This is a genomic window from Streptomyces durbertensis (assembly GCF_014156695.1).
Classification (GTDB): Bacteria; Actinomycetota; Actinomycetes; order Streptomycetales; family Streptomycetaceae; genus Streptomyces; species Streptomyces durbertensis.
The window spans coordinates 1-4,450 of record NZ_WMLF01000444.1 but is presented as its reverse complement, the minus strand read 5'-3'; the positions used below and the strand labels follow the sequence as shown (position 1 = coordinate 4,450).

Sequence of the window (4,450 nt, the reverse complement as noted above, 5' to 3'; positions counted from 1 at the left end):
GGATCAGCGTTGCGCCCTCCGCCATCGGCCCGGCCCCCGTCGTCGCTGCCCTCCCCCTTGCCCGAACCAGTATGGACGCAGTGGCGCGTGGCGGACATGCCGGGCCCTGTCCGGTTCACCGGCGTGGCGGGCGTGCGCGGCGAGCCGACTGGTGCGGCGCGGTGGGAAGGCGGTACGGCTGGGTATGGGTCCACACTGGGCACAGCGGGCGGCGACAACCCGCGCCCCGACAGGGCCGTAGCGCCGGCGAGCCGACGGGAGACGACGATGAAGCAGCTGATCAACGTGCCGGAGACGGTGGTGGCCGACGCCCTGCGCGGCATGGCCGCCGCGCACCCGGAGCTGACGGTGGACGTGTCGGCCCGCCTGGTGGTGCGCGGCGACGCGCCGGTCGCCGGGAAGGTCGGGCTGGTCTCCGGCGGCGGCAGCGGGCACGAACCGCTGCACGGCGGCTTCGTGGGCCCGGGCATGCTGGACGCCGCCTGCCCGGGCGAGGTGTTCACCAGCCCGGTGCCGGACCAGACGGTGAAGGCGGCGGCCGCCGTGGACGGCGGCGCGGGCGTGCTCTTTGTGGTGAAGAACTACACCGGTGACGTACTCAACTTCGACATGGCCGCCGAGCTGGCCGAGGACGAGGGCGTACAGGTCGCCAAGGTGCTGGTGGCCGACGACGTGGCGGTGGTCGACAGCACCTACACGGCCGGCCGGCGCGGCACGGGCGGCACCCTGTTCGTGGAGAAGATCGCCGGCGCCGCCGCCGACGAGGGCGCGCCGCTGGACCGGGTCGCCTGGATCGCCCGCAAGGTGGCCGACGCCTGCCGCAGCTTCGGGGTGGCCCTGACCGCCTGCACCACCCCCGCGAAGGGCTCGCCGACCTTCGACCTGCCCGAGGGCGAGCTGGAGTTGGGCATCGGCATCCACGGAGAGCCCGGCCGGGAGCGGCGCGGCATGATGACCGCGCGGGAGATCGCCGACGCGACCGTGGACGCCCTGCTCACCGATCTCCAGCCCACCGCCCCGGTGCTGCTGCTCGTCAACGGCATGGGCGGCACGCCGCTGTTGGAGCTGTACGGCTTCAACGCCGAGGTGCGGCGGGCGTTGGACGCACGGGGTGTGGTGGTCGCCCGTACGCTCGTCGGGAACTACGTGACGTCGCTGGACATGGCGGGCGCGTCGGTGACGTTCTGCCAGGCCGACGAGGAGCTGCTGAGGTTGTGGGACGCGCCGGTGCGGACGCCGGCGCTGCGCTGGGGCGCCTGAGCCCTCGGCGGTACCGACGGATCCCCCGGATCGGTTGACGGAACAGGAGTGGGACAAGTGGAGCTGGACACCGGGTTCTTCCTGCGGTGGATGGACGCGTGCGCGCGGGACGTCGACCGGGAGGCGAAGACCCTCACCGAGCTGGACGCGGCGATCGGCGACGCCGACCACGGCGAGAACCTGCGCCGCGGGTTCAAGGCCGTGACGGCGGCGCTGGCCGAGGAACCGCCGGCGACGCCGGGCGCGGTGCTCACGCTCGCCGGGCGGACGCTGATCTCGTCGGTCGGCGGTGCCTCGGGGCCGCTGTACGGAACGCTGCTGCGGCGGGCGGGCAAGCAGCTCGGGGACGCGTCGAGCACCGACCTGCCGGGGCTGCGCGACGCGCTCGCCGCCGGGGTGGACGGGGTGGCGCGGCTCGGCGGCGCGGTCGCCGGCGACAAGACGATGCTGGACGCCCTCCTCCCGGCGGTGGACGCGCTCGACGGCGGTCTGCAGGCCGCGGCGACGGCCGCCCGCCAGGGCGCCGTGGACACGGTGCCGCTGCTGGCCCGCAAGGGGCGGGCGAGCTATCTCGGTGAGCGCAGCGTCGGGCACCAGGACCCGGGGGCCGCGTCGTCCGCGCTGCTGGTGGCCGCCCTGCTGGAGGCGGCGGGCGATGAGGCGGCGGGCGATGAGTGAGGTCACGGACTCCGGCACGGACTCCGGCGCGGCGGCCGGCCCGGTGGGGCTGGTGCTGGTCTCGCACAGCGCGCGGGTCGCGGAGTCGGTGGCCGCGCTCGCGCGGGATCTGGCGGCCGGTGGCGCGGTCGCGCCCGTCGAGGCGGCCGGCGGCACGGACGACGGCGGCGTGGGGACCAGTTCCGAGCGGGTGGCGGCGGCCGCGCTGCGGGCGGACGGCGGCGCGGGGGTGGTCGTGCTGGCGGACCTGGGCAGCGCGGTGCTGACGGTCCGCGCGCTGCTCGCCGAGGACGAGCTGCCCGAGGGCACCCTGCTGGCGGACGCGCCGTTCCTGGAGGGGGCGGTGGCGGCGCTGGTCGCGGCGTCGGCGGGGGCCGACGTCGAGGCGGTCGCGGCGGCGGCGGAGGAGGCGTACGGCTACCGCAAGCTCTGAGACGGGCCCGCCGGCGCGGCCGGCGGGCCCGCGGGGGCGAACCAGGTGGAGGCCGTCTTGTCGGCGGCGAGCTTCACCCGCGTCCGTCCGAACTCCTCCAGCGGCGGCAGCGCGTCCGGCTCGAACCAGTCGACCTCCAGCGACTCGTCGTCGTTGACCCGCGCCCGGCCGCCGACCGCGCGGCAGCGCAGGGTGATGTCGAGGAACTGGCAGACGTCGCCGTTGGGATAGGTGATCGGTTCCCGGGTCTCCACGAGCACGACCCGCTCGGCGACGCAGCGCACGGCGGTCTCCTCGTAGACCTCCCGCACCGCGCACTGGGCGGGCTGTTCGCCCGGTTCGGGGATGCCGCCGATGACCGCCCAGCGTCCGGTGTCGCTGCGCCGCCCGAGCAGCACCCTGCCCTCGTCGTCGAAGACGATGGCGGTCACGCCGGGGAGGAAGAGCAGGCCACGGCCGAGGCCGCCGCCACGGAGCTCGCGGATGAAGTCGGGGGTCGCCATGGGGCGAGCCTACGGGCCCGTCGGTCGCGCGCTCCCCACCGGACCCGCGGACAACGCGGTGTCCCGCGGGTCAGGCGGGGCTCGGGGCGGCCAGCGAGCGGCCCTCGGCGTATCCGAGTGCCACGGCGGTGAGTTCGGCCGGGCGCCCGCTGTGCAGGACGGTCAGCGAGCCGGCCGGGTACGCCGGGGAACGCGGTACGGCGCCGATCCGGCGGAGTGCCTGGGCGGCGACGGCACCGGCGGAACCGTACAGCCGCAGCGGCGGCCGCCCGGCGCGCTGCACGGCGGCGCGGATGCGTTCGCCGACCAGTTCGTAGTGGGTGCAGCCGAGCACCACGGCCCGGACGTCCGGCGGGGTGAGGGCGGCCGCCGCGGCGACGGCGGCGTCGATGCTTTCCTCGTCGCCGCGCTCGATGGCGTCGGCGAGCCCGTGGCACGGGACGCCGGTGACCTCCACGCCGGCGGCGAAGTCGTTGATCAGCTGCTTCTGGTAGGGGCTGCCGGTGGTGGCGGGCGTCGCCCAGACCGCGAGCGGCCCGCCGTCGGCGGCGGCCGGCTTGATCGCGGGCACCGTCCCGACGACCGGCAGCGCGGGCTCGAGCTCGGCGCGCAGCGTGGGCAGGGCGTGCACGGAGGCGGTGTTGCAGGCGACGATCAGCGCGTCCGGCCGCAGCGCGGCGGCGGCCCTCGCGCAGTCCAGCGCCCGGGAGGCGATGTCGGCCGGGGTGCGCGGACCCCACGGCACGCCGTCGGGGTCGGAGGAGACCACCAGGTGCGCGTCCGGCCGCAGCCTGCGTACGGCGGCGGCGGCGGGCAGCAGGCCGATACCGGAGTCCATGAGCGCGATCTTCACAGCGCTCAGGATACGCGGCGGCGGGCCGACGCCCTCGGGGTGCGCCGGCCCGCCGCCGGTGGACGGAGTTGCGCTACTTGCGGCCGGGGGTCCACTGGAGGCCCCAGCCGTAGGCGTAGTCCAGGGTGCGCTGCGGGCTCACGCCGCGCTCGGGCACCAGGTAGCGGGCTTCGCGCTGGACGACCAGCTCGCCGCCCTGGTTGGTGAGCAGCGCGAGCGCGCACACCGGGGACGGCACGTCGCACTCGTCGAGGAAGAACTCCACGGGCGCGCCGAACTGCGGTTGCAGGGTGACGGTGGCGTTGAGCCCGGCGAAGGAGCGGGCGCCCTCGTAGATGGTGACGAAGACCAGGATGCGGCGGAGGTCCTGGATGTGGTCGAGGTTGATGCTCAGGTTCTCGCCGCTGGCCGAGGCGCCCGTCCGGTCGTCGCCGTCGAGGTGGATGTAGGGCGGCTGGTGCAGGGCGCCGAAGGTGTTGCCGATGGCCTGGACGACGCCCTTGCGGCCGTCGGCCAGCTCGAACAGCGCGCCGAGGTCCAGGTCGAGGTCGGCGTGCTGGGCGATGGCCCGGCCGAGCTTCTGCCCCCAGCCCTTGAACTGCTTGCGCACCTCCCAGTTGAGGTTGACGCGCAGGGTGCCGCTGGTGCCGCCCTGCTTGGTGAGCGACACCGCCGGGGCCTCCTTGGTCAGCGTCACCTTGCTGAGGCTGACCGGGGCCGGGG

Annotated in this window: 5 protein-coding genes and 1 pseudogene; 3 read left to right on the top strand and 3 right to left on the bottom strand. The window is 75.6% G+C overall.

The window, feature by feature from the left end:
• Positions 1-267: 267 nt before the first annotated feature.
• The 3 genes from dhaK to GL263_RS22280 all read left to right on the top strand — a co-directional run bounded on the left by dhaK (position 268) and on the right by GL263_RS22280 (position 2,371).
• Complete coding sequence (gene dhaK, locus GL263_RS22290; RefSeq protein ID WP_182857532.1) at positions 268-1,260, top strand: dihydroxyacetone kinase subunit DhaK; 993 nt, start codon at positions 268-270, stop codon at positions 1,258-1,260.
• Between the two features lie 90 nt (positions 1,261-1,350).
• Positions 1,351-1,938, top strand: a complete 588-nt coding sequence (gene dhaL / locus GL263_RS22285; protein ID WP_182857533.1) for a dihydroxyacetone kinase subunit DhaL — start codon at positions 1,351-1,353, stop codon at positions 1,936-1,938.
• Positions 1,931-2,371 carry a PTS-dependent dihydroxyacetone kinase phosphotransferase subunit DhaM gene (locus GL263_RS22280; protein ID WP_182857531.1) on the top strand — a complete coding sequence of 147 codons (441 nt, stop codon included), beginning with the start codon at positions 1,931-1,933 and terminating at the stop codon, positions 2,369-2,371. Before dhaL ends, GL263_RS22280 begins: the two co-directional genes overlap by 8 nt.
• Here GL263_RS22280 and GL263_RS22275 read toward each other — a convergent pair.
• From GL263_RS22275 to GL263_RS22265, 3 genes and pseudogenes are all read right to left on the bottom strand, one after another.
• The gene (locus tag GL263_RS22275; protein ID WP_182857530.1) at positions 2,356-2,874 is read right to left on the bottom strand and encodes an NUDIX hydrolase; all 519 of its coding nucleotides are present in this window, start codon (positions 2,872-2,874) and stop codon (positions 2,356-2,358) included. The genes GL263_RS22280 and GL263_RS22275 overlap by 16 nt on opposite strands.
• Before the next feature lie 70 nt (positions 2,875-2,944).
• A complete protein-coding gene (locus tag GL263_RS22270; protein ID WP_182857529.1) occupies positions 2,945-3,727 on the bottom strand; it encodes a glutamate racemase in 783 nt (260 codons plus the stop codon).
• A gap of 73 nt (positions 3,728-3,800) precedes the next feature.
• A pseudogene (locus GL263_RS22265) lies at positions 3,801-4,450 on the bottom strand (TerD family protein); the annotation flags it as partial.

What these genes read in the sequence shown, in the direction of transcription:
- GL263_RS22275 (WP_182857530.1), bottom strand. Translation starts at nt 2,874, where the DNA reads ATGGCGACCCCCGACTTCATCCGCGAGCTCCGTGGCGGCGGCCTCGGC.
- dhaK (WP_182857532.1), top strand. Translation starts at nt 268, where the DNA reads ATGAAGCAGCTGATCAACGTGCCGGAGACGGTGGTGGCCGACGCCCTG.
- GL263_RS22280 (WP_182857531.1), top strand. Translation starts at nt 1,931, where the DNA reads ATGAGTGAGGTCACGGACTCCGGCACGGACTCCGGCGCGGCGGCCGGC.
- dhaL (WP_182857533.1), top strand. Translation starts at nt 1,351, where the DNA reads ATGGACGCGTGCGCGCGGGACGTCGACCGGGAGGCGAAGACCCTCACC.